The 23,463-nt window shown below is 71.4% G+C and carries 18 protein-coding genes and 2 pseudogenes; 8 read left to right on the top strand and 12 right to left on the bottom strand.

Annotated features, from left to right (window positions below; genetic code table 11):
- A partial coding sequence (locus P1P70_RS17350; protein ID WP_319238272.1) for an AfsR family transcriptional regulator occupies positions 1-2,547 on the top strand: 2,547 nt, incomplete at its 5' end.
- Positions 2,548-2,549: 2 nt separating this feature from the next.
- On the opposite strand, the gene P1P70_RS17345 is transcribed toward P1P70_RS17350, so the two are convergent.
- From P1P70_RS17345 to panB, 3 genes are all read right to left on the bottom strand, one after another.
- Positions 2,550-3,368 carry an ABC transporter permease gene (locus tag P1P70_RS17345; RefSeq protein WP_319238269.1) on the bottom strand — a complete coding sequence of 273 codons (819 nt, stop codon included), beginning with the start codon at positions 3,366-3,368 and terminating at the stop codon, positions 2,550-2,552.
- Positions 3,365-4,390, bottom strand: coding sequence for an ATP-binding cassette domain-containing protein (locus tag P1P70_RS17340; protein WP_319238267.1), 1,026 nt, complete (start codon positions 4,388-4,390; stop codon positions 3,365-3,367). Before P1P70_RS17340 ends, P1P70_RS17345 begins: the two co-directional genes overlap by 4 nt.
- Before the next feature lie 274 nt (positions 4,391-4,664).
- Positions 4,665-5,531, bottom strand: coding sequence for a 3-methyl-2-oxobutanoate hydroxymethyltransferase (gene panB / locus P1P70_RS17335; RefSeq protein WP_319238265.1), 867 nt, complete (start codon positions 5,529-5,531; stop codon positions 4,665-4,667).
- Positions 5,532-5,738: 207 nt separating this feature from the next.
- On the opposite strand from panB, the gene P1P70_RS17330 reads away from it, so the two are divergent.
- From P1P70_RS17330 to P1P70_RS17310, 5 genes are all read left to right on the top strand, one after another.
- A complete protein-coding gene (locus P1P70_RS17330; RefSeq protein WP_319238263.1) occupies positions 5,739-7,316 on the top strand; it encodes an MFS transporter in 1,578 nt (525 codons plus the stop codon).
- A 121-nt stretch (positions 7,317-7,437) separates the two neighbouring features.
- Positions 7,438-8,070, top strand: coding sequence for a TetR/AcrR family transcriptional regulator (locus tag P1P70_RS17325; protein ID WP_319238260.1), 633 nt, complete (start codon positions 7,438-7,440; stop codon positions 8,068-8,070).
- Between the two features lie 209 nt (positions 8,071-8,279).
- Positions 8,280-9,329 carry an endonuclease/exonuclease/phosphatase family protein gene (locus P1P70_RS17320; protein WP_319238257.1) on the top strand — a complete coding sequence of 350 codons (1,050 nt, stop codon included), beginning with the start codon at positions 8,280-8,282 and terminating at the stop codon, positions 9,327-9,329.
- A 209-nt stretch (positions 9,330-9,538) separates the two neighbouring features.
- Entirely contained in the window at positions 9,539-10,768 is a 1,230-nt protein-coding gene (locus P1P70_RS17315) for an MFS transporter (protein WP_319238255.1), read from the top strand.
- A 100-nt stretch (positions 10,769-10,868) separates the two neighbouring features.
- Positions 10,869-11,411: an N-acetyltransferase gene (locus P1P70_RS17310; RefSeq protein WP_319238274.1), complete on the top strand. Its 543-nt coding sequence runs from the start codon at positions 10,869-10,871 to the stop codon at positions 11,409-11,411.
- A gap of 92 nt (positions 11,412-11,503) precedes the next feature.
- Here P1P70_RS17310 and P1P70_RS17305 read toward each other — a convergent pair whose 3' ends face one another.
- From P1P70_RS17305 to P1P70_RS17290, 4 genes and pseudogenes are all read right to left on the bottom strand, one after another.
- The gene (locus P1P70_RS17305) at positions 11,504-13,282 is read right to left on the bottom strand and encodes an NAD+ synthase (RefSeq protein ID WP_319238252.1); all 1,779 of its coding nucleotides are present in this window, start codon (positions 13,280-13,282) and stop codon (positions 11,504-11,506) included.
- 82 nt (positions 13,283-13,364) lie between these two features.
- Positions 13,365-14,534 (bottom strand): annotated as a pseudogene (locus P1P70_RS17300) (protease pro-enzyme activation domain-containing protein); the annotation flags it as partial.
- A 131-nt stretch (positions 14,535-14,665) separates the two neighbouring features.
- Positions 14,666-15,289: a DUF305 domain-containing protein gene (locus tag P1P70_RS17295; RefSeq protein ID WP_319238249.1), complete on the bottom strand. Its 624-nt coding sequence runs from the start codon at positions 15,287-15,289 to the stop codon at positions 14,666-14,668.
- 28 nt (positions 15,290-15,317) lie between these two features.
- Complete coding sequence (locus P1P70_RS17290) at positions 15,318-15,983, bottom strand: DUF3105 domain-containing protein (RefSeq protein ID WP_319238246.1); 666 nt, start codon at positions 15,981-15,983, stop codon at positions 15,318-15,320.
- Between the two features lie 187 nt (positions 15,984-16,170).
- On the opposite strand from P1P70_RS17290, the gene P1P70_RS17285 reads away from it, so the two are divergent.
- A complete protein-coding gene (locus P1P70_RS17285; protein ID WP_319238244.1) occupies positions 16,171-16,362 on the top strand; it encodes a hypothetical protein in 192 nt (63 codons plus the stop codon).
- A 27-nt stretch (positions 16,363-16,389) separates the two neighbouring features.
- Entirely contained in the window at positions 16,390-17,751 is a 1,362-nt protein-coding gene (gene glnA, locus P1P70_RS17280; protein WP_319238241.1) for a type I glutamate--ammonia ligase, read from the top strand.
- A gap of 112 nt (positions 17,752-17,863) precedes the next feature.
- Here glnA and P1P70_RS17275 read toward each other — a convergent pair.
- From P1P70_RS17275 to P1P70_RS17255, 5 genes and pseudogenes are all read right to left on the bottom strand, one after another.
- Positions 17,864-18,201 (bottom strand): annotated as a pseudogene (locus P1P70_RS17275) (hypothetical protein).
- Positions 18,202-18,218: 17 nt separating this feature from the next.
- Positions 18,219-18,779, bottom strand: a complete 561-nt coding sequence (locus tag P1P70_RS17270) for a dihydrofolate reductase family protein (protein WP_319238237.1) — start codon at positions 18,777-18,779, stop codon at positions 18,219-18,221.
- Between the two features lie 164 nt (positions 18,780-18,943).
- Positions 18,944-19,507, bottom strand: coding sequence for a DUF4291 domain-containing protein (locus P1P70_RS17265; protein WP_319238234.1), 564 nt, complete (start codon positions 19,505-19,507; stop codon positions 18,944-18,946).
- A 69-nt stretch (positions 19,508-19,576) separates the two neighbouring features.
- The gene (locus P1P70_RS17260) at positions 19,577-20,023 is read right to left on the bottom strand and encodes a VOC family protein (RefSeq protein WP_319238232.1); all 447 of its coding nucleotides are present in this window, start codon (positions 20,021-20,023) and stop codon (positions 19,577-19,579) included.
- Between the two features lie 179 nt (positions 20,024-20,202).
- On the bottom strand, positions 20,203-23,214 hold the full coding sequence (locus P1P70_RS17255; RefSeq protein ID WP_319238229.1) for a bifunctional [glutamine synthetase] adenylyltransferase/[glutamine synthetase]-adenylyl-L-tyrosine phosphorylase: 3,012 nt from the start codon (positions 23,212-23,214) through the stop codon (positions 20,203-20,205).
- Positions 23,215-23,463 lie beyond the last annotated feature (249 nt).

Raw genomic sequence — 23,463 nt, 5'->3', positions numbered from 1 at the left:
ACCCGCCCCCCGGGCAACCTCCGCGCCCGCCTCACCTCCTTCGTGGGCCGCGACACCGACATAGACACGATCCGCGACGACCTCACCACCACCCGCCTCGTGACCCTCCTCGGCCCCGGCGGCGCGGGAAAGACCCGCCTCTCCCAAGAGGCCGGCGACGCGGTGGCCGCAGCCATGCCGGACGGCGTCTGGCTCGCCGAACTCGCCCCCGTCGACGACCCCGCGAACGTCCCGGAGGCCGTACTCACCGCCCTCGGCGCCCGCGAGACCGTCCTGAGGGGCGCCGGCGCCGAGGAGATGCGCGTCGCGGCGGACCGCCAGGACGACCCCCTTGTCCGCCTCGCCGAGCACTGCGCCGGCCGCCGCATGCTGCTGATCCTCGACAACTGCGAACACGTCGTGGACGCCGCCGCCCGCCTCGTCGACCACCTCCTCCAGCACTGCCCGGGGCTGACCGTCCTGGCCACCAGCCGTGAACCCCTCGGCGTACCGGGGGAGTTGCTGCGCCCGGTGGAACCGCTGACGGAACCCCACGCGCTGCGCCTGCTCGCCGACCGGGGAGCGGCCGCCCGGCCCGGTTTCACCGTCGACGCCGACCCGGAGGCCGCCGCCGAGATCTGCCGACGCCTCGACGGACTGCCGCTCGCGATCGAGCTGGCGGCGGCCCGGCTGCGGATGCTGACGCCCCGCCAGATCGCCGACCGTCTCGACGACCGTTTCCGGCTGCTCACCTCCGGCAGCCGCACCGTGCTGCCCCGGCAGCAGACCCTGCGCGCGGTCGTCGACTGGTCCTGGGAGCTCCTCGACGAGGACGAACGGGACGTCCTGCGGCGGCTGTCGGTGTTCGCCGGCGGCTGCGACCTGGCCGCCGCCGAGGCCGTCTGCGGCCCCGCCGCGCTGGAGGCACTCGGCTCGCTCGTCGACAAGTCGCTGGTCGTGGCGGCCCCTACGAACGGGACGGGCGCCGACGGCCCGGGCACCGGCGGCTCCGCCGGCGCCGAGATGCGCTACCGCCTCCTGGAGACCGTCCTCGAGTACGCCGGGGAGCGCCTGGACGAGACGGGCACCCGCCCCGCCGCCGAACGCGCGCACCTCACCTACTACCGCGAACTCGTCCGTGTCACCGACCCGTTGCTGCGCGGCTCCGGCCAGCGCGCCGCGATCGGGCTGCTGGAGCTGGAGTACGAGAACATCCGCACCGCGCTCCGGCGCGCCGTCGCCGAGCGGGACGAGCAGGAGGCGCTCTGTCTGACCCTGTCGCTGTGCTGGTACTGGCAGATGCGCGACCTGAAGACCGAGGCCCGGCACTGGTCCGCCCAGGTCAAGGACCTCGGCCCGGACCCCTTCATGGCCCCCGCGAGGCCCGTGCCGGACCTGCGGGACCGCGCCGCCGAACACCCGCCACCGATGAGCCCCGCCGTCCTCGACGAGGCCCGGCGTGGGGTGCACCTCGTCCACCTGGCCTGCATGGACATGGAACTGCCCGCCTGGGAGACCCCCGAGAGCCAGGAGAAGCTGCGGGTCATCAGCGCGACCTACCGTCCGGGCCAGCCCCAGACCTGCCGCTTCCCCGGCTTCATGTGGTTCTACGCCGTCCTGCTGACCGGCGACATGGACCGGCTGCGCGCCGTCCTCGACAGCAACATCGACACCTGCCGCGCACTCGGCTTCACCTGGGAACTGGCGCAGACCCTGCAGATGCGGGCCAACATCCTCGCCAACCGAACCGACTGGGCGGGCGACGCCCTCGCGGACGCCGACGAGTCGTTAGGGATCTTCGACCGGCTCGGGGACGCCTTCGGCGCCGCCGAGGCGCTCTCGGCGCGCGGCGAGTTCCTGGAACGCAAGGGCGAGTTCACGCTGGCCGCCGCGGACTTCGAGCGGGCCATCGAGTACGCCGAACGGCTCGGCGCCAACGCCCAGTTGGGCATGCTCGGCGTCCGGCTCGGCTGTGTGTACATCGAGGGCGGAGACGCGGAACGCGGCGAGAAGATGTTGCTCGACGTGTTGGAATCCGGGCGCCGGGCCGCCGGCGGGGCGGTGCCCGCCGCCCGGCTCTTCCTCGCGATCCGGCTCGGCCGCAGTGGGCGCACGGACGAGGCCCGCGAGCAGCTCACCCTGCTGCGCGCCGACTTCCACGCCGCGGACTTCGTGCTCTTCGCCGGGTTCGTCATCGGCGTCGAGGGCTGGCTGGAGACGATGGACGGACGCTACGAGGAGGCGCTGACGCTGATGCGGGGGGCGCTGGAACGGAGTCTGGACCGGCTGTCGCGGATGGTCGCGCCCTATATGTCAGCCATCCATCTCGTGACCGCAGCCGTAGCCGTAGCGTGCGTCGACGACGGCTCCCGCGCCCTCGACGCGGCCCGGCTCCTCGGCGCGGCCGACGCGCTGCTGCCGCCCGGCCACTTCTCCAGCCCGATGGAGGTCGAGACCCGCGCCAAGGCCGAGGCCGTGACGCGGGCGGCCCTGGACGACGCGGCCTACGAGCGGGCGTACGCCGAGGGCGGCGCCCTCTCCCGTGAGGAGGCCGCCGCCCTCGTCTGAGGTCAGTTCTTCGTCTTGAACTTGTGGATCGCGATGGGCGCCATCACCGCCGTCAGCCCCACCGACCAGCAGAGCGTGACGATCAGATCGTGGGCGATCGGCCCGCCGGTCATCAGTCCGCGCGCGGCGTCCGCGAGGGCCGACAGCGGGTTGTAGTCCGTGAAGGCCTGCAGCCAGCCCGGCATGGACTGGGTCGGTGCGAAGATCGACGAGCCGAACTGCAGCGGGAACAGCACCAGGAAGCCCATGGCCTGCACGGACTGCGCGTTCTTCATGGTCACGCCCAGCACCAGGAAGATCCACATCAGGGACGAGCCGAAGACGACGGCCAGACCGACCGCGCCGAACAGCCCCGGCCAGCTGGTGATGTCGAAGCCGATGAGGACGCCGACGGTCAGCAGGATCGTCGTGGCGACCAGCATGCGCAGCAGTTCGACGGAGATCTTCGCGAGCAGCACCGAGGACCGGCCGATCGGCAGGGACCGGAAACGGTCCATGACGCCCTTCTGGAAGTCCTCGTTGAAGCCCGTGCCGACGCCCATGGCGATGTTCATGCCCATCATCGCCATCAGGCCCGGCACCACGTACTGCACGTACTGCTCCTGGCCGCCGCCCAGCGCCTGCCCGATGGAGCCGCCGAAGACGTACACGAAGAGCAGGGTGAACACGATCGGCATCAGCACCGCGTCGAACATCGACTCCGGGTCCTGCCGGATCCACAGCAGATTGCGCCGGACGAGCGCCCCGGTGTGCCGGGCGTGGGCCCGCAGCCCGATCCGGCCGTCGGCCTCGCCCGTGGTGGGCAGGGTGGTGGCGCTCATACGGCGGCCTCCTCGTAAGCGGGGGACGGGGTGGTGTCCTGCGGTGCACTGGCCTTGTGACCGGTGAGCGACAGGAACACCTCGTCCAGGCTGGGCAGTTCGGTGCTGATCGAGGCGATGGTGACGCCGCGCGAGGTGATCGCGCCTACGACGGCGGTGAGTTGCTCGTCGCTGAGGATGGGCACGTGGAGGGTGCCGGTCTCGGTGTCCACGGTGGTGGTGGCGAGCCCGGTGATCCCCAGGCCGTCCAGGTCCGCGGCCAGCGGGCGCAGATGCACCGGGTCGGCCGTACGGACCCGGAGAGTACGCCCGCCGACCTGCGCCTTCAGCTCCTCGATCCGGCCGCCCGCGATCACCTTCCCCCGGTCGATCACGGTCAGTTCGGAGGCCAGCTGCTCGGCCTCCTCCATGTACTGGGTGGTCAGCAGCACGGTCACGCCGTCACCGACCATCCGCTTCACCTCGGCCCACACCTCGTTGCGGGTGTGCGGGTCCAGACCGGTCGTGGGCTCGTCGAGGTACAGCACGGCCGGGCTGCCGATCATGGAAGCGGCCAGGTCGAGGCGCCGCCGCATACCGCCGGAGTACGTCCCCGCCGGGCGTCCGGCGGCCTCGGTCAGCGAGAACCGCTCCAGCAGACCGGTCGCGCGGCTCTTCGCCTCCTTCCGGGGCAGGTCGAGCAGCCGGCCGATCATGTAGAGGTTCTCGAAGCCGGACAGTTTCTCGTCCACGGAGGCGTACTGCCCGGTCAGGCCGATCACCCGGCGCAGCTGGCGCGGCTGCCGTACGACGTCGTACCCGGCCACGGTCGCCTGGCCCGCGTCCGGTGTGATCAGTGTGGACAGGCACCGCACGAGCGTGGTCTTGCCGGCCCCGTTGGGGCCGAGCACGCCCATCACCGTGCCCTCCCGTACGTCGAGGTCGACACCGTCCAGCGCCCTGGTCTCCCCGTAGTGCTTGACCAGCCCCCGCACGGCTACAGCGCCCTTCGCGCCGCTGGCGTTCTTGTCGATTCGTGTCATGAGGACGACGGTCCCAGAGCCCACCGACAAACCACCGACAGCCCGCCGACAGCCGTCGACTCGGTTCGTCGGCGGCTGCGGGTGCGTGGGGGCCGTTCGCGCAGTTCCCCGCGCCCCTGAAAAGCAGGGGCTGCGCCCCATGCTTTTCAGGCCCGCGGGGCCGTGGTCTTTCAGGCCCGCAGGGGCATGAGGTTTTTAGGGGCGCGGGGAACTGCGCGAGAAGCCCCACCGAGCCGCACCCGACAACGCACCCGGCCCAGCGGACCCGGAGGGCCTAGTGGACGGAGTGCTCCTCCTGGGGGAACGTCCCGCCGACGACATCCTCCGCGAACGCCTTCGCCGCGTCCCCCATGACCGTCCGGAGATCCGCGTACTGTTTGACGAACTTCGGTACCCGCCCGCCCGTCAGCCCGAGCATGTCGGTCCACACGAGCACCTGTGCGTCGGTCTCGGCACCCGCGCCGATGCCGACGGTCGGGATGTGGAGCACCCGCGTGACCTCCGCCGCCAGCTCCGCCGGAACCAGCTCCAGGACGACCGCGAACGCGCCCGCGTCCTGGACGGCCTTGGCGTCGCGCAGCAACTGCTGCGCGGCCTCCTCGCCGCGCCCCTGTACGCGGTAGCCCATCGCGTTGACGGACTGCGGCGTGAGGCCGATGTGGGCCATCACGGGGATGCCGGATTCGACCAGCAGCTCGATCTGGCGGTGCGAACGCTCGCCGCCCTCCAGCTTGACCGCGCCGACCCCGGCCTCCTTGACCAGCCGGGTCGCCGAGCGCAGCGCCTGCACCGGCCCCTCCTGGTAGGAGCCGAAGGGCAGGTCGCCGACGATCAGGGCGCGGCTGGTGCCCCGTACGACGGCCGCGGAGAGCATGGTCATCTCGTCGAGGGTGACGGGCACGGTCGACTCGTACCCGAGGTGGCAGTTGCCCGCCGAGTCGCCGACGAGCATCACCGGGATGCCGGCCTCGTCGAAGACGGACGCGGTCATCGCGTCGTACGCCGTGAGCATGGGCCACTTCTCGCCGCGCTCCTTGGCGAGGGCGATGTCCCGGACGGTGATACGGCGGGTGCCCTTGCCCCCGTACAGCGCCTTGCTGCCGTCGGAGGGCTTCGTCTGGGCAGCCGAAAGCTGCGTCATCGCTCCAGCTCCTTCATGTCATCTCGAGGCACCCTTACGGCGTCCCCGGACCACTTCCCATGGTGGCACCTCGGGCAGGGGAGGGCTAGGGCGGGTGCGTGTGACCGTTCAGGCACGCGGTGCGCCCGAATGGCGATGTGTAAGAACCGGGTAAAAGATATACGATACGAGACGGTCCCGTATCGAAATAGGTCTAGGGTCGACGACATGACTACCGCAGTCCCTGACTCCCGCATACCGGCGGCGGTGCACCGGCGCCGCTGGGTGATCCTCGGTGTGCTGATGCTGAGCCTGCTGATCGTGGTGCTCGACAACTCGATCCTCAACGTCGCCATCAAGACCATCTCCACCCCGGAGCCCACCGGGCTCGGCGCCACCCAGAGCGAGCTGGAGTGGGCGATCAACGCCTACACCCTGGTCTTCGCGGGACTGCTGTTCTCCGCCGGTCTCCTCGGCGACCGCCTCGGCCGCAAGAAGGTGCTGCTCGGCGGACTCGTCGTCTTCGGCATCGGCTCGGCGCTGGCCGCCCTGTCGGGCTCCCCGGCCGAGCTGATCGCCTTCCGCGCGGTGATGGGCCTCGGCGCCGCCTTCGTGATGCCCGCCACCCTCGCCGTCCTGATGAACGTCTTCGAGCGCGACGAGCAGCCGAAGGCCATCGGCATCTGGGCGGGCGGCGTGGGCCTCGCCATCGCCATCGGCCCGATCACCGGCGGCCTCCTGCTCGACCACTTCTGGTGGGGCTCGGTCTTCCTGATCAACGTGCCGATCGTCGTCCTCGCCCTCGGCCTGATGCTCTGGCTGGTCCCCGACTCGCGCGACCCGAACCCCGGCCGGATCGACCCCGTCGGCGTCCTGCTCTCCGTCGTCGGCCTCGTGCTCCTCGTCTACGGCATCATCCGCGGCGGCCAGCTCGCCGACTTCACCGACATCACGGTCCTCGCGCCCAGCCTGGGCGGCCTCGCGGTCCTCGCCGCCTTCGTGGTGTTCGAGAAGCGCAGCGACCACCCGTCCATCGACATCTCGTTCTTCCGGAACAAGGTGTTCTCGGCCGCCATCGCAGTCATCGGCCTGGTCTTCTTCGCGCTGATGGGCGTGACCTTCTTCTCCGTCTTCTACACCCAGACCGTGCGCGGCTACACCCCTCTCCAGACCGGCCTGCTGATGCTCCCGCTGGCCGTCGCGCAGCTCGTCTTCGCGCCCCGCGCCCGCCTCGTCGTCGACCGGTTCGGCAACAGCGCGGTGTGCACGGCCGGCATGGTGCTGATCGCCGCGACGCTGGCCGCGTTCGCGGTATTGGACGCGGACACGCCGATCTGGATCCTCGAAGTCGTCTTCTTCCTCATGGGGGTCGGCATGGCCCATGTGATGACCCCGCTGAGCGTTGTCGTCATGCAGGCGCTGCCCCGCGAGAAGGCCGGCTCGGCGTCCGCGCTCAGCAACACCTTCCGGCAGGTCGGCGGCGCCCTCGGCATCGCCGTCCTCGGCTCGGTGCTCTCCACCGCCTACCGGCACGGCATCGAGGGCGAACTCCCCGCCGGCGCCCCGCACGCGGCCGCCGAGTCCATCGAGGCCACCCTCGCTCTCGCCGCCCGGCTCGGCGAGCGGGGCCAGGCCCTGGTCACCCCGGCCCACGACGCCTTCCTGCACGCCATGCACGTGACCGCCCTGTGCGGGGCCGGTGTCGCCCTCCTCGGCGCGGTGGCCATGGCGGTGTTCCTGCCGGGACGGCCGAAGGGCGGCCAAGAGGGCAAGGAGGAGACGGAGTTGGTGGCCGCCGACCACTGACGGAGAATCGGACCGACGCGCGAGTGGGCCGCACCGGCCCACGCGTGAGGGGGACCGGCGCGCGAGTGAGCCGCACGGCCCACGCGTGAGCCGGACCAGCACACGAGAGACGGAGTCGACCTTGAGCCTCGCCGAGAGCCACGCCGGAGACGGGCGGGTCCGGGACGGCAGCCCCGTACGCGGACGGCCCCGCAGCGAGGCCGTGGAGCGGTCCATCATCGAGGGCGTGATGAGGCTCCTCGAAGAGGGGGTGCCGCTCGCCGAGTTGTCGATCGAGCGGGTGGCCCGCACCGCCGGCGTGGGCAAGGCGACCATCTACCGCCGCTGGAGCGGCAAGGAGGCGCTCTTCGTCGACGTCCTGCGCGCCGCCGAACCCCCGGACCCCGTGCTGCCCGGCACCTCGATGCGCGACGACCTGGTCGTCTTCCTGGAGGCGGCACGCAGGCGAGGCCTGCTCAACCGGCCCTCGGCGATCCTGCACAACGTCATCGCCCAGATGAAGAGCAGCCCCAAGATCTGGGACGCCTACCACGCGGACGTCGTCGCCCCCCGCCGCCGAGCCCTCGCCGACGTCCTGCGCCGGGGTCGGGACAGCGGCGAACTCCGCCCGGACGTCGACATCGACCTCGTCGGCGACCTCGTCCTCGGCCCCATGCTGGTCCGCACCGTCATGCGCCCGGACGCCCCGCTCCCCGAGGACCTCGCCGAGAAGATCGTCGACACGGTCCTCGAAGGGCTCCGCCTTCCTGACTGACCGCCGGCTGCCTGCGAGGTGAGTCACAGCGATGTGCGCGTTTCGTTACAGACGTCGGGGCCTGTCCGCCGGTTCGGAACTCCGAACAGCGGGTTGTGCGTCCTTGTGCCCGTACGACCGCCCGGTGACGGCGGGATCGAAGGCAATCATCCCCTAGGGTTTTGAGAGCGCGGGGGGAAGAAGTGCACGGCAGGCAGTGAGGCGACGGTATGGCGCAGGCGTACATGACGGAGACGGGCGGCGGCGGCACGGGTCAGGGCCGCGAACAATCCCGGTTCCGGCGCCTGTTCGGCCGCCTCTTCGGTGGGTGGAGAGGAGACCGGCGGATCTGGCGGCGCGGCATCGTGCTCGCGGTCCTCGCGGTTCTCGTGGCCCTGGTGATGGTGTTGCACGCCCAGGTCCCCAACACCGTGGGAAACCTGGGCAGTCTGACGGAGACGTTCCTGCCGTGGTTCGGTCTCGTGATCCCGCTGCTGCTGATCCTCGCCCTGGTCCGCAAATCGGCGACGGCGCTCATCGCGCTCCTGGTGCCCACCGTCGTCTGGCTGAACATCTTCGGCGGACTGGTCACCAGCAAGACCGGCACCGGCGGCGACCTCGCCGTCGTCACCCACAACGTCAACGCGGACAACGCCGACCCGTCCGGCACGGCCCGCGAGGTCGCCGCCTCCGGCGCGGACGTGGTGGCGCTGGAGGAACTCACCGAGAACGCGGTCCCGGTGTACGAGAAGGCGCTCGCGGCGACGTACCCGTACCACGAGGTCGTCGGCACGGTCGGGCTGTGGAGCAGGTACCGGATGAGCGACACCAAGGCCGTCGACATCAAGCTCGGCTGGGAGCGCGCGATGCGTTCGACGGTGGCGGCACCGGACGGGCCGGTCGCCGTCTACGTCGCCCATCTCCCCTCGGTGCGGGTGAAGCTGGAGGCCGGGTTCACCGCCCGCCAGCGCGACAAGAGCGCCGACGCCCTCGGCGAGGCCATCGCCGACGAGCCGATCCAGCAGGTCGTCCTCCTCGGCGACCTCAACGGCACCATGAACGACCGCGCCCTGAACGCCGTCACCGCCCAGATGCGCTCCACCCAGGGCGCCGCGGGCGACGGCTTCGGCTTCAGCTGGCCGGCGTCGTTCCCGATGGCCCGTATCGACCAGATCATGGTCCGGGGCATGGAGCCGACGGCGTCCTGGGCCCTGCCGGAGACCGGCAGCGACCACCTGCCGGTGGCGGCACGGATGAGGATGGAGACGTCGGGCGGTTGACGGCGCTGACGGCGCTGACGGCGCCGAGGCCGACGCGGGTGACGATCGACACGTCCCGGGGCTGACGGCCCAGGTGGGGCGGGGGAGCGGGAGCCGGGAACAGATCCCCGGGTCGAGTTTGTTCCGTCAGTGAACATACGATGGAACGGAACCGATTCCTTCCTTTCCTTCCCCCTGTCCTTCCGCACCCTTTGAAAGGTCTCTCCGCCATGCCCTTGGCCCTGCTCGCTCTCGCCGTAGGCGCCTTCGGAATCGGCACGACCGAGTTCGTCATCATGGGTCTCCTCCCCGAGGTCGCCGCCGACCTCGGGATCTCGATCCCCGCCGCCGGCCACCTCGTCTCGGCGTACGCCCTCGGCGTCGTCATCGGCGCCCCGCTGCTCGCCGCGGCCACCGCCCGGATGCCCCGCCGCAAGGTGCTCATCGGGCTGATGCTCCTCTTCGTCGCCGGCAACGCCCTCTCCGCACTCGCCCCCGACGAGCACTGGCTGCTCGCCGCCCGCTTCCTCAGCGGTCTGCCGCACGGCGCCTTCTTCGGCGTCGGCGCGGTCGTCGCGACCGGCCTCGTGGCGCCGGAACGCAAGGCCCGCTCGGTCTCGCTGATGTTCCTGGGCCTCACGATCGCCAACGTCGCCGGCGTCCCCGCCGCGACCCTCGTGGGCCAGCACTTCGGCTGGCGGATCACCTTCCTCGGCGTCAGCGCGATCGGCCTCGCCGCCATCGCCTCCCTCGCCCTCCTGCTGCCGGACGACCGGGCACAGGCCCCCTCCGCCGGCCTGCGCGGCGAACTGGGCGCCCTGCGCTCCCTGCCCGTCTGGCTCGCCCTCGGCACGACCGTCGCCGGCTTCGGCGCCCTCTTCTCCGCCTACAGCTACATCACGCCGATGCTCACGGACTCCGCCGGATACGCCGAGACCAGCGTGACCATGCTGCTCGCGCTGTTCGGCGTCGGCGCGACCATCGGCAACCTCGCCGGCGGCCGCCTCGCCGACCACTCCCTGCGCGGCACCCTCTTCGGCGGCCTGGCGTCCCTGATCCTCGTCCTGGCCCTCTTCCCGGTCCTCATGGCCGCGCAGTGGAGCGCCGCCGTGGCCGTCCTCCTCCTCGGCGTCGCCGCCTTCGCCACCGGCTCGCCCCTCCAACTGATGGTCATGGAGAAGGCCGCCGCCGCCCCCTCCCTCGCGTCCTCCGCCAACCAGGCCGCCTTCAACCTCGCCAACGCCGGCGGTGCCTGGATCGGCGGCCTCGCCCTGACCGCCGGCCTCGGCACGACGGCCCCGGCGACCGCGGGCGCGGCCCTCGCCCTGATCGGCCTGGCGGTCGCGGCGGTGTCCTACGCCGTCGACACCCGCCGGACGCCCGCTCCCTCCCCGCACCGCGGCCGCGTGGTGGCGTCCCATGTGCCGGGGGAGTCGGAGACGGTACGGGCGGGGGCGTAATTGCCTCGCCCCGGGGCCGCTTCCGGATCTACGCTCCCTGGCCATGACCGCACACGACACGTCCGACCGGCCGCCGTTCGCTCCGAGCGGTGCGGGGCCGGTGATCAGGCAGGAGACCGCCGACGACCACCGAGGGGTGCGCGAGGTCCATGCGCGCGCCTTCGGTGACGACGAGCGGATCCCCGGGCTCGTGGAGGCACTGCGCGTCGCGGAGGCCCCGTCGGCGCCGATGTCGTTCGTCGCCACCGTGGACGACCGGGTTGTGGGCCACGTCCTGCTGAGCGCGGGGCGCCTGGACGCCCCGCGCCGGATCGTGGACGTGCTGACCCTGTCACCGCTGGGCGTGCTCCCGGAGTTCCAGCGTCAGGGCATCGGCACCCGGCTCGTCGCGCACGCCCTCGCGGCGGCGGACGGCCAGGGGGTGCCGCTGGTCTTCCTGGAGGGGTCACCGCACTACTACGGCACGCGCGGCTTCGAGGGCGCCGTAGCGGCGGGCTTCCGCTCGCCGTCGCTGCGCATACCCGAGGCCGCGTTCCAGGTCGCCCGTCTGTCCGCGTACGAGCCGTGGATGACGGGCACTTTCGTCTACTCGGAGGTCTTCTGGACCTTCGACTGCGTCGGCCTGAGGGACCCGGAGGCCTGAGGGATGCGAGCCTGAGGAATCCGGAGGCCTGACGGACCCGGATTTCGACGGCCCCGGAGGCCTGAGGGTCCCCCCAGGCCTCCGCCCCGCGCCTACGCCTGCTCGCGCCACCGGTTCGTGATCGGCAGTCGGCGGTCCTTGCCGAAGCCCTTCGGGGAGATCTTCGTGCCCGGCGGGTACTGGCGCCGCTTGTACTCGGCGGTGTCGACCATACGCAGGGTCTTGACGACCAGGTCCCGGTCGAAGCCGGCGGCGACGATCGCGTCGGCGCCCTGGTCGCGGTCGACGTACAGCGCGAGGATCGCGTCCAGGACCGGGTAGTCCGGCAGGGAGTCCGTGTCGACCTGGCCGGGACGGAGTTCCGCGCTCGGGGGCTTGGAGATGGAGTTCTCCGGGATCGGCGGGGTCTGACCCCGCTCGACCGCCGCCCGGTTGCGCCACTCCGCGAGGCGGAAGATCGACGTCTTGTACACGTCCTTGATGGGGCCGTACGCGCCCACCGAGTCGCCGTAGAGCGTCGAGTACCCCACAGCCAGCTCCGACTTGTTGCCGGGCGCGAGGACGATGTGGCCCTCCTGGTTGGAGATCGCCATCAGCAGCGTGCCGCGCAGCCGCGACTGGAGGTTCTCCTCGGCCAGACCCGTCAGTTCGGTCGACGACATGTACGCGTCGAACATCGGCTCGATCGGGATCGTGCGGAAGTTCAGCCCCGTCCGCCGCGCCAGCTCCGCCGCGTCGCCCTTGGAGTGGTCCGACGAGTACTTCGACGGCATGGACACGCCGTACACGTTCTGCGCGCCCAGCGCGTCGCACGCGATCGCGGCGACCAGCGCCGAGTCGATGCCGCCGGAGAGCCCGATCAGCACGGACGAGAAGCCGTTCTTCGCGGCGTACGCCCGCAGGCCCACCACCAGCGCCGAGTACACCTCCTCGTCGTCGTCGAGGCGCTCCGCGTACCCGCCGGTCAGCTCCGGCTCGTACGCGGGCAGCGGCTCCTCGGAGAGGACGAGCCGGTCGATGCGCAGTCCGTCGTCCACACGCTGTCCATCAGCGGCTTCGCCGCGGGCCGTGACCGGTTCGGCGTCCGCCGCCGGGAGGTCCAGGTCCAGGACCACGCACCCCTCCGCGAACTGCGGTGCCCGCGCGACCACTTCGCCGTGCTTGTCCACGACGATCGAGTCACCGTCGAAGACCAGCTCGTCCTGGCCGCCGATCATCGCCAGGTACGCGGTCGTGCAGCCGGCCTCCTGGGCCCGCTTGCGCACCAGTTCGAGCCGGGTGTCGTCCTTGTCGCGCTCGTACGGCGAGGCGTTGATGGAGAGCAGCAGCCCGGCCCCGGCGGAGCGGGCGGCCGGGACACGGCCGCCGTCCTGCCAGAGGTCCTCGCAGATGGCGAGGGCGATGTCGATGCCGTGCAGCCGCAGCACCGGCATGGTGTCGCCGGGCACGAAGTAGCGGAACTCGTCGAACACGCCGTAGTTGGGGAGGTGGTGCTTGGCGTAGGTGAGCGCCACCTCGCCCCGGTGCAGCACCGCGCCCGCGTTCCGGGGCGCGCCGGCCGGCTGGCCGTACTTCGGCGCGGCGGACTCGGACCGGTCGAGGTAGCCGACGATCACCGGCAGCTCCCCGAAGCCCTCGTCGGCGAGCCGCGCGGCGAGCGCCTTCAGCGCGGCACGGGACGCCTCCACGAAGGACTGGCGCAGCGCCAGGTCCTCCACGGGGTACCCGGTCAGCACCATCTCCGGGAACGCCACCAGATGCGCTCCCTGCTCGGCTGAGTGCCGGGTCCAGCGGACCACCGCCTCGGCGTTCCCGGCGAGATCGCCGACGGTCGAGTCGATCTGATTCAAAGCGAGACGAAGTTGAGGCACGCGGCCCAGTGTAATCGTCAGAGCGACGCAATGGGGTGTGGGGCGCCCCACGTTCGCAGCGCCCCACACCCCGGGCCGCGGTCTACCGGCGGTACGACTCCACATAGCCCTTGGCCGGCGACCCCACCCCGGTCACGTCGTCGTACCCGCGCACCGCGTGCAGCGAGCTGTCGGCGCCCAGTGTGCGGACGGACGTGGCGAGCCCGCCGTCCGTGTCGTAACCGTTGACGAAGTCCACGCGGGCCACCGCGAGACCGGCGCCGCCGGTCGGCCGGTCGGTGACGTCGTGGAACACCTTCGCGCCGTACCCCGAGGCCGCGTACCGGGCGTAGATCGCCGGATCGGCGAAGCCCAGCGGACGGCCGCCGTGGGCCTCCTGGGCCAGCGCCTGCACGCCCGCGACGACCGGTGCGCGAGCGAGGTGCCGCCGATCCGGTACTCGTCGTACGCCTGCCCGCCCTCGGGCAGCGTCTGTGTCTGCCCGATCAGGAAACCGGTGTTCGGGTCGGCGACCGCCGCGATGTCCGGCACCGTACGCATCGGCGCCGCCCCGTTCGCCGTCGCGAGTGCCTTCGGCACGACACCCCGCTGGTAGAAGGGCTGCGGCACGGTCCGGCTGGTCCCGCCGCCCGCGCCGGAGGTGAAGGCGCCGGGGAAGTCCGTCCACCCGTGATGGCGACCCGCACGCCCTTGCCCGTACGGCTGCCCGCCCCGTACGCCGCCCGCAGCTGCCTGCCCGTATACCCATTCACCGCGTACGGGATCTTCGTGCCGTAGGCGCCGGGCAGCGTGCTCGCGGTGTTCGAGCCGTAGTACGAGGAGAAGGGTCCCGCGTTGCGGAACACCGTGCCCGGGGGCGGGAGCTGGTCGTCGTGGGTGGCCCGGTGCGGAGCGGTGTCCAGGCCGGTGACGGTCAGCACGGCACCGTTCAGATCGGCGGGCGCGGAGGCGGTAGCCGCCGGGGCGCGATAAGTGTGCTTGCCCTTACGGTAGTTGTGTGCTGAGCGCCGAACGCGCGCTCGGCGGCCGCGACTTCACCGGTCACCGCTATGTAGCGCCGGTTCGTGCCGGTGACGGTCAGCCCGGCGCCCTTCAGCCATGCCGTCACCGCCTTCACCTGCGCCCCGGTCGTTCCGAAGCGGGCCTGCGTGCGCGCGGCGCTCAGGAACTTCCCGTACGAAGGGGACGAAGGATCGGACACAGCCTTGGCGTACGCCGCCAGCCCGGCCGCGTCCCGCCCGGCCAGATACACATGCCAGGGAATGCCACGGGGCACGGCTGCCCAAAGAACCCGTCAAGCGAATGTATCGGCGCCCCAAGGGACCGTATGCGCAAGGGAATCGCGGCATACGTCCCCGGGGCCGCGCGAACTGCGACGGAGCGTCAGGACCGCGGCGCGGCGCCCCGGTCCTTCAGCATGCGTGTCATCAAGGAGATCTCGGACTCCTGGCCGTTCACCATGCCCTGGGCGAGCTTCTTCTCGACGCCGACCGTGCACTTGGAGACACAGCCCTCCGCCATGTGGATGCCGCCCTTGTGGTGGTCGGTCATCAGCTGGAGGAAGAAGATCTCGGCCTGCTTGCCGTTCAGCTTGCCGAGCTTGTCCATCTCGGTGTCGGTCGCCATCCCCGGCATCAGCGCGCCGTCCTCGCCGGAGGCCATGTCGCCCATGCCCATCCAGGCCATGGGCTTCTCGGACGACACCTTCGGCAGACCCCAGAGGTCGAGCCAGCCGATCATCATGCCGCGCTGGTTGGCCTGCGTCTGCGCGATGTCGTACGCGAGTCGCCGGACCTCCTCGTCGTCCGTCCGGTCGCGCACGAGGTACGACATCTCGACGGCCTGCTGGTGGTGGACGGCCATGTCCCGGGCGAACCCCGCGTCGGCGGAGTCGGCGGTGGGGGCCGCCAGCCCGGACTCGTCACCGTCGGCGACCGCGTACGTGATCGCCCCGGCCGCGACGAGCACCGCCGCGGCCCCGGAGGCGATCCAACCGATGTGCTTCATGCTTCCCACTGTGCCAGTGCCGCCGCCGCTAGGAGACACCGTTGGTGCAGGCGGCACCCGGCTCGGGCGTCTGCTCGCCCTGGACGTAGGTCTCGAGGAACTTGTCGAGGTTCGGGTCCTTGGCGCTCGTCACCGTGCGCTGGTGGCCCCACGCGCTGAGCATGATCGGGTCCTGCTGGTCCTCGACCGGGCTCATCAGCGTGTACGGGGTCTTCTTGACCTTCTCCGCGAGCGCCTTGACGTCGGCCTCGGAGGCCTTGCCGTTGTACGTCACCCAGACCGCGCCGTGCTCCAGCGAGTGCACGGCGTTCTCGTTCTTGATGGCCTTGTCGTAGACGTCGCCGTTGCAGTTCTGCCAGACCGGGTTGTGGTCGCCGCCCACCGGGGGCTCCATCGGGTACTTGACGGTCTTGGTGACGTGGTTCTGGGTGAGCTTGCTGCTCCAGGTCTTCACGCCGTCCGAGCCGGTCTCCCACTTGCCGGTCGACTTGGAGTCGCCGGCCACGCTGTCGCTGCCGTTGTCGTCGGACTGCGAGCGGATCAGGACCGTCCCGCCCACGACGAGGCCGGCGACTATCAGCACGCTGGCGCCGATCGTGAGGATCCGGTTCCGGCGCTCACGGGAACGCTCGGCACGGCGCATCGCCTCGATGCGCGCCTTGCGGTCCCCGCTGCTGTTGGTCTTGGCGGCCATGGGATGTGTCCTTAGTGGGGGATGGGTCGGATGGGACGGTCGGATCAGCTGATCGTAATTTGATCCGCTCCCTCTCGTAAACGAGGGATCCCGTCTCCCATGCTGCCCGCCTGCCACGGATGCCGCGCGGTTTTCGGGGCACGCGTGACGGGCGCCCGGCGGACGTCGGCCCACGCGGGCGTTACGGATGTCGGCGCGAGCAGGCAAGATGGGCGGCAGAGCGGTTGAGCGGCGGAGCGAGCGGTACACCTGCCGTACGCCGGGCGTTCTCCTGGAGGTCGCTCTGTCGATCAAGGTGCGCAACGCGCACGAAATGGTGTTGTGGTGGGATGCTCAGGTGCCCGACCGCCTCCCGTGGCTCGGGAGCAAGGCGGCCTGACCAGCAAGGAATGGGTGGAAGCGGAAGATGGACAAGCAGCAGGAGTTCGTGCTCCGTACGTTGGAGGAGCGCGACATCCGTTTCGTACGCCTGTGGTTCACGGACGTGCTGGGCTTCCTGAAGTCCGTTGCCGTGGCCCCCGCCGAGCTGGAACAGGCGTTTGACGAGGGCATCGGCTTCGACGGCTCGGCCATCGAGGGCTTCGCCCGGGTGTACGAATCCGACATGATCGCCAAGCCGGACCCGTCGACCTTCCAGGTCCTGCCGTGGCGCGCGGAGGCCCCCGGCACCGCCCGGATGTTCTGCGACATCCTCATGCCGGACGGCTCCCCGTCCTTCGCCGACCCGCGCTACGTCCTCAAGCGCGCCCTGGCCAAGACCTCCGACCTGGGCTTCACCTTCTACACCCACCCCGAGATCGAGTTCTTCCTGCTGAAGGACAAGCCGGTCGACGGCTCCCGCCCGACCCCGGCCGACAACTCGGGCTACTTCGACCACACCCCGCAGAACGTCGGCATGGACTTCCGCCGCCAGGCGATCACCATGCTGGAGTCCATGGGCATCTCGGTCGAGTTCTCCCACCACGAGGGCGCCCCCGGCCAGCAGGAGATCGACCTCCGCTACGCCGACGCGCTCTCCACGGCCGACAACATCATGACGTTCCGCCTGGTCATGAAGCAGGTGGCGCTGGAGCAGGGCGTCCAGGCGACGTTCATGCCCAAGCCGTTCTCGGAGCACCCGGGCTCGGGCATGCACACCCACCTCTCCCTCTTCGAGGGTGACCGGAACGCGTTCTACGAGTCCGGCGCGGAGTACCAGCTCTCCAAGGTCGGCCGCTCCTTCATCGCGGGCCTGCTGAAGCACGCCGCCGAGATCGCCGCCGTGACCAACCAGTGGGTCAACTCCTACAAGCGCATCTGGGGCGGCTCCGAGCGCACCGCCGGCGCCGGCGGCGAGGCCCCCTCGTACATCTGCTGGGGCCACAACAACCGCTCCGCCCTGGTCCGCGTCCCCATGTACAAGCCCGGCAAGACGGGCTCGGCCCGGGTCGAGGTCCGCTCCCTGGACTCCGGCGCGAACCCCTACCTCGCCTACGCCATGCTTCTGGCCGCCGGCCTCAAGGGCATCGAGGAGGGCTACGAGCTGCCGCCGGGCGCCGAGGACGACGTCTGGGCCCTCTCTGACGGGGAACGCCGCGCGATGGGCATCGAGCCGCTCCCGCAGAACCTGGGCGAGGCCCTGTCCCTCATGGAGCGCAGCGACCTGGTGGCCGAGACCCTGGGCGAACACGTCTTCGACTTCTTCCTGCGCAACAAGAAGCAGGAGTGGGAGGAGTACCGCAGCGAGGTGACCGCGTTCGAGCTGCGGAAGAACCTGCCGGTGCTGTAGGCGCAGGTCGGAGCGGGTCCCCCGCTGTGACGACACGTGGGGCCGACGGTCGTGGACCGCCGGCCTCGCGTCTCACGGGTGTCACCGCCCGTAGCGGACTTCTCCGTACCGTTCAGCGCGGTCGACGTCGCACCTTGTGACGCAGGTGAAGCACCCGGTTGCCCTGGATCGCCACGTCAGGATCCTCCAGCAGGTGCTGCGCGTGGACCGAACCGAAGTAGCGCTTGCCGGACCCGAACACGACGGGTACGACGTCCATGCGCACCTCGTCGACCAGGCCCGCGGCAAGCACCTGGCCACCGACGTCGCAGGCGGCGACCTCGACCACGCGGTCACCCGCGAGCTCAGCACGCCGTTGCCGTCCAACGGGATGTCACCGCTGGACAACCAGTCGAACAGCGGTCCGGGCTGGTCATTGTCGTCGGTCGTGAGCTGCCGCTCCGGCCCCACGCAGGGGGACGGACCCCCTAGCGGATCACGCGGTGACGGAGGTAGACCTTCGTGTTGAAGGGGCGGGTCTCGACGAGTTCGAGGTCCACCCGGCGTTCGTGCCGGGGGAAGAACGGGATGCCGCCGCCGACCAGCACCGGGTAGACCATGGCCCGGTACTCGTCGATCAGGTCCTCCTCCGCGGCCTGGGCGGCCAGTGTCGCGCCGCCGATCGCGATCTCGCCCTCGCCCGGCTCGGCCCGCAACCGCGCGATCTCCTCCGCCACGCTGCCGGAGGCCAGACGGGCCTGGCCCCGCACGGTCGACAGCGTCGTGGAGAACACCACCTTCGGCAGCGGGTTCCAGAGCGCGGCCCACTCCAGCTCCGCCTCGCCGAGCGCCGGATCCTGGACGGCGGTCTCCCAGTACAGCATCGTCTCGTACAGCCGCCGTCCCATCAGGTGGACGCCGACGTCCCGGATCTCGTCGATCCAGAAGCGGAAGACCTCCGGGTCGGGGCCCGACCAGTCGAAGCCGCCGTCCGGCCCGACGATGTAGCCGTCCAGGGAGACGTTCATCGAATAGGTCACGCTGCGCATCAGGAGCCTCCTCGGTGACGGTTCCGACAGTACGGCCACCGGACGCCGACCGCGTCCCGTCCGGACGAACCCCACCTGCCCACCTCGAAACAGTCCGACGCGCGACCCGTACGCCCCGGGCCCCCGCTACGGATCACGGCTCACCGGTCCGGCGGGGCGGCGGCTCAGCGCGGAGTGCGCAGGCCCTCCAGCGCCGGAGGCAGCGGGTAGACGCGCTCGGAGGGGAACAGGCGCTGGGCCTTCGCGGTGTGCCCGGACCGCACCAGGGCCGCGGCCCTGTGGACCCGCGGGGTGAGGTCCGTGAGGCCTACGACCCACTCGTCGGTGAAGGTCCGGATCAGGTGGCGGCCGATGCCGACCTGGATGCTGTAGTGGTTCAGCGCGGCCCCGCGCGCCGAGCGCTCCGGGTCCCACTGGACATGAACGGCGGCACGGGCCACCGCCGCCGGGTCCGCCGTCGTCAGCACCGCCCGTGACAGCGCCTCCTCCCACCCCTCGCGAGTGATCCGCACCGCGAGCACCCGCTCCTGGCCGGACTTGCCGGCCCAGTTGCTGCGGTGCATCAGCCACAGGAACGACGGCTTGATCCAGGTCATCCGGCGGAACGAGAACGGCTCGACGAAACGGCCCGCCCGCAGCGCCGCGTCGGCGATCGCGGGTGCGTACGCCTGGTACACCACGATCGTGCGGGCGTCGTAGTCGGCACGGATCTCGTACGGGGAAGCCACGCCGGGCACCCTGCCAGCTGCCGGGCGGCGGCCGCGACCGAATATCCCCGCCCGGCCGCCGCGGCCGGACTACTGCTGTCCCGCCAGGGCCGCCAACACCTGGTGCAGCGGCTCCGTCGCCCTGCGCCGGTACTCCTGGATCGACCAGCCGTTGCCGTCCGGGTCCTTGAAGTACATGAAGGTGGCGCCGTCGTCGGGGGTGTACTGGACGGGCTCGGAGACATCGAGGCCGCGTTCGCGGAGTTCGGCGTGGGCGGCCTTGATGTCGGCGACGCAGAGCTGCAGGCCCTGGTAGGAGCCGGGGGCCGGGGTGGTCTCGCCCTGGGTCATGTCCCAGATCGCGTCGCCGAGGGCGATCGAACAGCCGGAGCCCGGGGGAGTCAGCTGGACGATCCGCATGCCCGGCATGACCTCCTGGTCGATGTCGACGTGGAAGCCGACCTTGTCCCGGTAGAAGTCGAGGGCCCGGTCGATGTCGCTCACGGGCAGCGGAATCACTTCGAGCGTGTACTGCATCCCTGGTCCTCCACGTCGCCTTCGGCTTTTCGTCTTGTCGCCTCAGCCGTACCGCCACCGCGTCCGGCGGTACGGCTCCCCCTACCGAAGCCGAAAACCGCGCCGGGCGCCACCGAGAACCGAAAGCCCGCCCGCACCGTGCCGACACGGGTACGGGTTTCGTGCTCTTCCGGTAGGGCTCACCCCCCGTAGAACAACTCCTCCACCACCGCCCGAGCCCGTCGGGTGATGCGGCGGTAGTCGTCGAGCATGTCACCCACGTGGCCCGGGCCGTACCCCAAGTACCGCCCCACGGCGGCGAGTTCGCGACCGTGGGAGGGGAACGTGTCGCCCGCGCGCCCTCGTACGAGCATCACGGCGTTGCGGACGCGGGTGGCCAGCACCCAGGCCTCGTCCAGGACGGCCGCGTCCTCGGCGCCCATCAGGTCGGCCTCGCGGGCGGCGGCCAGGGCCGCGCGGGTGCGGGTCGTGCGCAGGCCCGGCTCGCGGTGGCCGTGCTGGAGTTGGAGGAGCTGGACGGTCCATTCGACGTCGGAGAGACCGCCGCGGCCGAGCTTGGTGTGGAGGGTCGGGTCGGCGCCGCGCGGCAACCGCTCCGACTCCATGCGGGCCTTGATGCGCCGGATCTCGCGCACGGCGTCGTCGCCGAGCCCGTCCGCCGGGTACCGGAGCGGATCGACGAGGTCGATGAAGCGGCGGCCCAACTCCGCGTCCCCGGCGACCGGTTCGGCGCGCAGCAGCGCCTGCGACTCCCACACCAGTGACCACCGGCGGTAGTAGGCCTCGTACGACTTCAGCGTCCGTACGAGCGGGCCGGTCTTGCCCTCGGGGCGGAGGTCCGCGTCGATGAGGAGGGGCGGGTCGGCGCTCGGGATCTGGAGCAGGCGGCGCATCTCGGAGACGACCGCGTTCGCGGCCCGGGCCGCCTCCTGGTCGTCGGCGCCCTCCCGTGGCTCGTGGACGAACAGGACGTCGGCGTCGGAGCCGTACCCCAGTTCGTGACCGCCGAAGCGGCCCATGCCGATCACCGCGAAGCGGGTGGGGAGCGTGTCGCCCCAGCCCTCGCGGACCACGGCCCGCAGGGTGCCCGCGAGGGTCGCGGCCGTGAGGTCGGAGACCGCGCCGCCGACGAGGTCCACGAGGGCACCCTGGTCGGCGGTGGCGGGGGACGCCTCGGTGCCGTAGGAGCCGACGATGTCCAGGGCGGCCGTACGGAACAGCTCCCGGCGGCGGACGCCGCGCGCGGCCGTGACTCCCTGCTGGGCGCCGTCGGCCCGGCCCACGGCGGCGTGGATCTCCTGCTCCAGGTGGGCGCGTTCACGGGGTTCGAGACCACCGGCACCACCGGCGACCCCGTCCCCGTCACCGAGCAGGGAGACCGCCTCGGGGGCACGCATGAGGAGGTCGGGGGCCAGGCGCCCCGCGGAGAGCACCCGCGCCAGGTTCTCCGCCGCCGCGCCCTCGTCACGCAACAGCCGGAGGTACCAGGGGGTCCGGCCGAGCGCGTCCGAGACCTTGCGGAAGTTGAGCAGACCCGCGTCCGGGTCGGCGGAGTCGGCGAACCACCCCAACAGCACGGGCAGAAGCGTGCGTTGGATGGCCGCCTTGCGGGAGACGCCCGAGGCCAGGGCCTCCAGGTGGCGCAAGGCCGAGGCCGGGTCGGCGTAGCCGAGGGCGACGAGGCGTTCACGGGCCGCGTCGGCGCGCAACCTCGTCTCACCGGGGGCGAGTTGGGCGACGGCGTCGAGGAGTGGGCGGTAGAAGAGCTTCTCGTGCAGCCGTCGTACGACGGCCGCGTGGCGTCGCCACGCGCGGTTCAACTCGGCGATCGGGTCGGTGCGCAGGCCGAGCGAACGGCCGATGCGCCGCAGGTCGTCGTCGCCCTCGGGGACGAGATGGGTGCGGCGCAGCCGGTAGAGCTGGATGCGGTGCTCCATGGAGCGCAGGAAGCGGTAGGCGTCGTCGAGTTGTGCGGCGTCCGTCCGCCCCACGTATCCGCCGGCGGCCAGCGCGCCCAGCGCGTCGAGGGTGGTCCCGCTGCGCAGGGACGTGTCCCCGCGTCCGTGCACGAGCTGGAGCATCTGGACGGCGAACTCGACGTCCCGCAACCCGCCCGGCCCGAGCTTGAGTTGACGGTCCACCTCGGCGGCCGGGATGTTCTCGACCACCCTGCGCCGCATGCGCTGCACGTCGGTGACGAAGTTCTCCCGCTCGGCCGCCTTCCAGACGAGCGGTTCGAGCGCGGCGACGTACGCCTCGCCCAGGTCGAGGTCCCCCGCGACCGGCCGGGCCTTGAGCAGCGCCTGGAACTCCCAGGTCTTCGCCCACCGTTGGTAGTACGCCAGGTGGCTGCTGAGCGTCCTGACGAGCGGGCCGTTGCGTCCCTCCGGCCGCAGGTTGGCGTCGACCGGCCAGATGCTGCCCTCGACGGTCGTCTCGGAGCAGACCCGCATCATGTGCGAGGCGAGCCGGGTGGCGGCCCGGATCGCCTTCTGCTCGTCGGCCCCGTCCGCCGTCTCGCCGACGAAGATGACATCGACGTCGGAGACGTAGTTGAGTTCGTGGCCGCCGCACTTGCCCATCGCGATCACCGCGAGCCGGCACAGCGCCGCGTCCTCCGGCGCGGCGGCGCGGGCGATCGCGAGGGCGGCGCGCAGCGTGGCGGTGGCGAGGTCGGCGAGCTCGGCGGCGGTCTGGGCGACGTCCGTCGTGCCGCAGACGTCCCGGGCGGCGATGGAGAGCAGACAGCGGCGGTAGGCGACCCGCAGGGAGACGGGGTCGGTCGCCTCCGCGAGGCCCCGTTCGAACTCCTCGACGCCCGGGTGCAGATCCCGCGGCTCGTACGTCACGAGCGCCTGCCAGTCCTGTGCGTGCCGGGCCAGATGGTCACCGAGCGCGGCCGACGCGCCGAGCACCCCCAGCAGCCGGTCCCGCAGCGGCTTGGCCGCTATCAACGTGTCCAGCACCGCCCGCCGGGCCGTACGGTCCGGCTGCGCCTCCAGCAGCCGTACGAGGCCCAGCAGGGCGAGGTTCGGGTCGGCGGTCGCCCCGAGCGCGTCCAGCAGGACCGGGTCGTCGCGTACGGCCGACAGCTCCTCGCTCTCCAGCAGCCGCTCGGCGGCGCCGGCATCGGTGAAACCGTGCCGTAGCAGTCGCGAGTACGTACTGCTCCTGCGCCCCGGCGCCGTCATCCCAGGCCTCCCGTCGGATCAAGCCCGCTCGTCCACTCGACCGCCCACCCGATCGCCCGACTCCGCCGATCAAGGTCGTACGGGCACGAGCCTAACCGGAGTGCCTGGGAGAAGCGCCGGTCGGACGGGCGAGGGCCCGGGGCGTCGGCGGGCCTGCGGCCCTTTCGGGCCGAAAAAGCAGGGGCGCAGCCCCGGTTTTTCAGGGGCGCGGGGAACTGCGCGACCAGCCCCCACCCACCCGCACCCGAC

The sequence above is a fragment of the Streptomyces sp. MB09-02B genome (genome assembly GCF_033794485.1).
GTDB lineage: Bacteria > Actinomycetota > Actinomycetes > Streptomycetales > Streptomycetaceae > Streptomyces.
The sequence above is the reverse complement of the archived record's forward strand: the minus strand, read 5'-3'. Positions and strand labels throughout refer to the sequence as shown.

What these genes read in the sequence shown, in the direction of transcription:
- P1P70_RS17285 (WP_319238244.1), top strand. Translation starts at nt 16,171, where the DNA reads ATGTCGGCGCGAGCAGGCAAGATGGGCGGCAGAGCGGTTGAGCGGCGG.
- glnA (WP_319238241.1), top strand. Translation starts at nt 16,390, where the DNA reads ATGGACAAGCAGCAGGAGTTCGTGCTCCGTACGTTGGAGGAGCGCGAC.
- P1P70_RS17290 (WP_319238246.1), bottom strand. Translation starts at nt 15,983, where the DNA reads ATGGCCGCCAAGACCAACAGCAGCGGGGACCGCAAGGCGCGCATCGAG.
- P1P70_RS17315 (WP_319238255.1), top strand. Translation starts at nt 9,539, where the DNA reads ATGCCCTTGGCCCTGCTCGCTCTCGCCGTAGGCGCCTTCGGAATCGGC.
- P1P70_RS17255 (WP_319238229.1), bottom strand. Translation starts at nt 23,214, where the DNA reads ATGACGGCGCCGGGGCGCAGGAGCAGTACGTACTCGCGACTGCTACGG.
- P1P70_RS17320 (WP_319238257.1), top strand. Translation starts at nt 8,280, where the DNA reads ATGGCGCAGGCGTACATGACGGAGACGGGCGGCGGCGGCACGGGTCAG.
- panB (WP_319238265.1), bottom strand. Translation starts at nt 5,531, where the DNA reads ATGACGCAGCTTTCGGCTGCCCAGACGAAGCCCTCCGACGGCAGCAAG.
- P1P70_RS17295 (WP_319238249.1), bottom strand. Translation starts at nt 15,289, where the DNA reads ATGAAGCACATCGGTTGGATCGCCTCCGGGGCCGCGGCGGTGCTCGTC.
- P1P70_RS17260 (WP_319238232.1), bottom strand. Translation starts at nt 20,023, where the DNA reads ATGCAGTACACGCTCGAAGTGATTCCGCTGCCCGTGAGCGACATCGAC.
- P1P70_RS17340 (WP_319238267.1), bottom strand. Translation starts at nt 4,390, where the DNA reads ATGACACGAATCGACAAGAACGCCAGCGGCGCGAAGGGCGCTGTAGCC.
- P1P70_RS17270 (WP_319238237.1), bottom strand. Translation starts at nt 18,779, where the DNA reads ATGCGCAGCGTGACCTATTCGATGAACGTCTCCCTGGACGGCTACATC.
- P1P70_RS17330 (WP_319238263.1), top strand. Translation starts at nt 5,739, where the DNA reads ATGACTACCGCAGTCCCTGACTCCCGCATACCGGCGGCGGTGCACCGG.
- P1P70_RS17345 (WP_319238269.1), bottom strand. Translation starts at nt 3,368, where the DNA reads ATGAGCGCCACCACCCTGCCCACCACGGGCGAGGCCGACGGCCGGATC.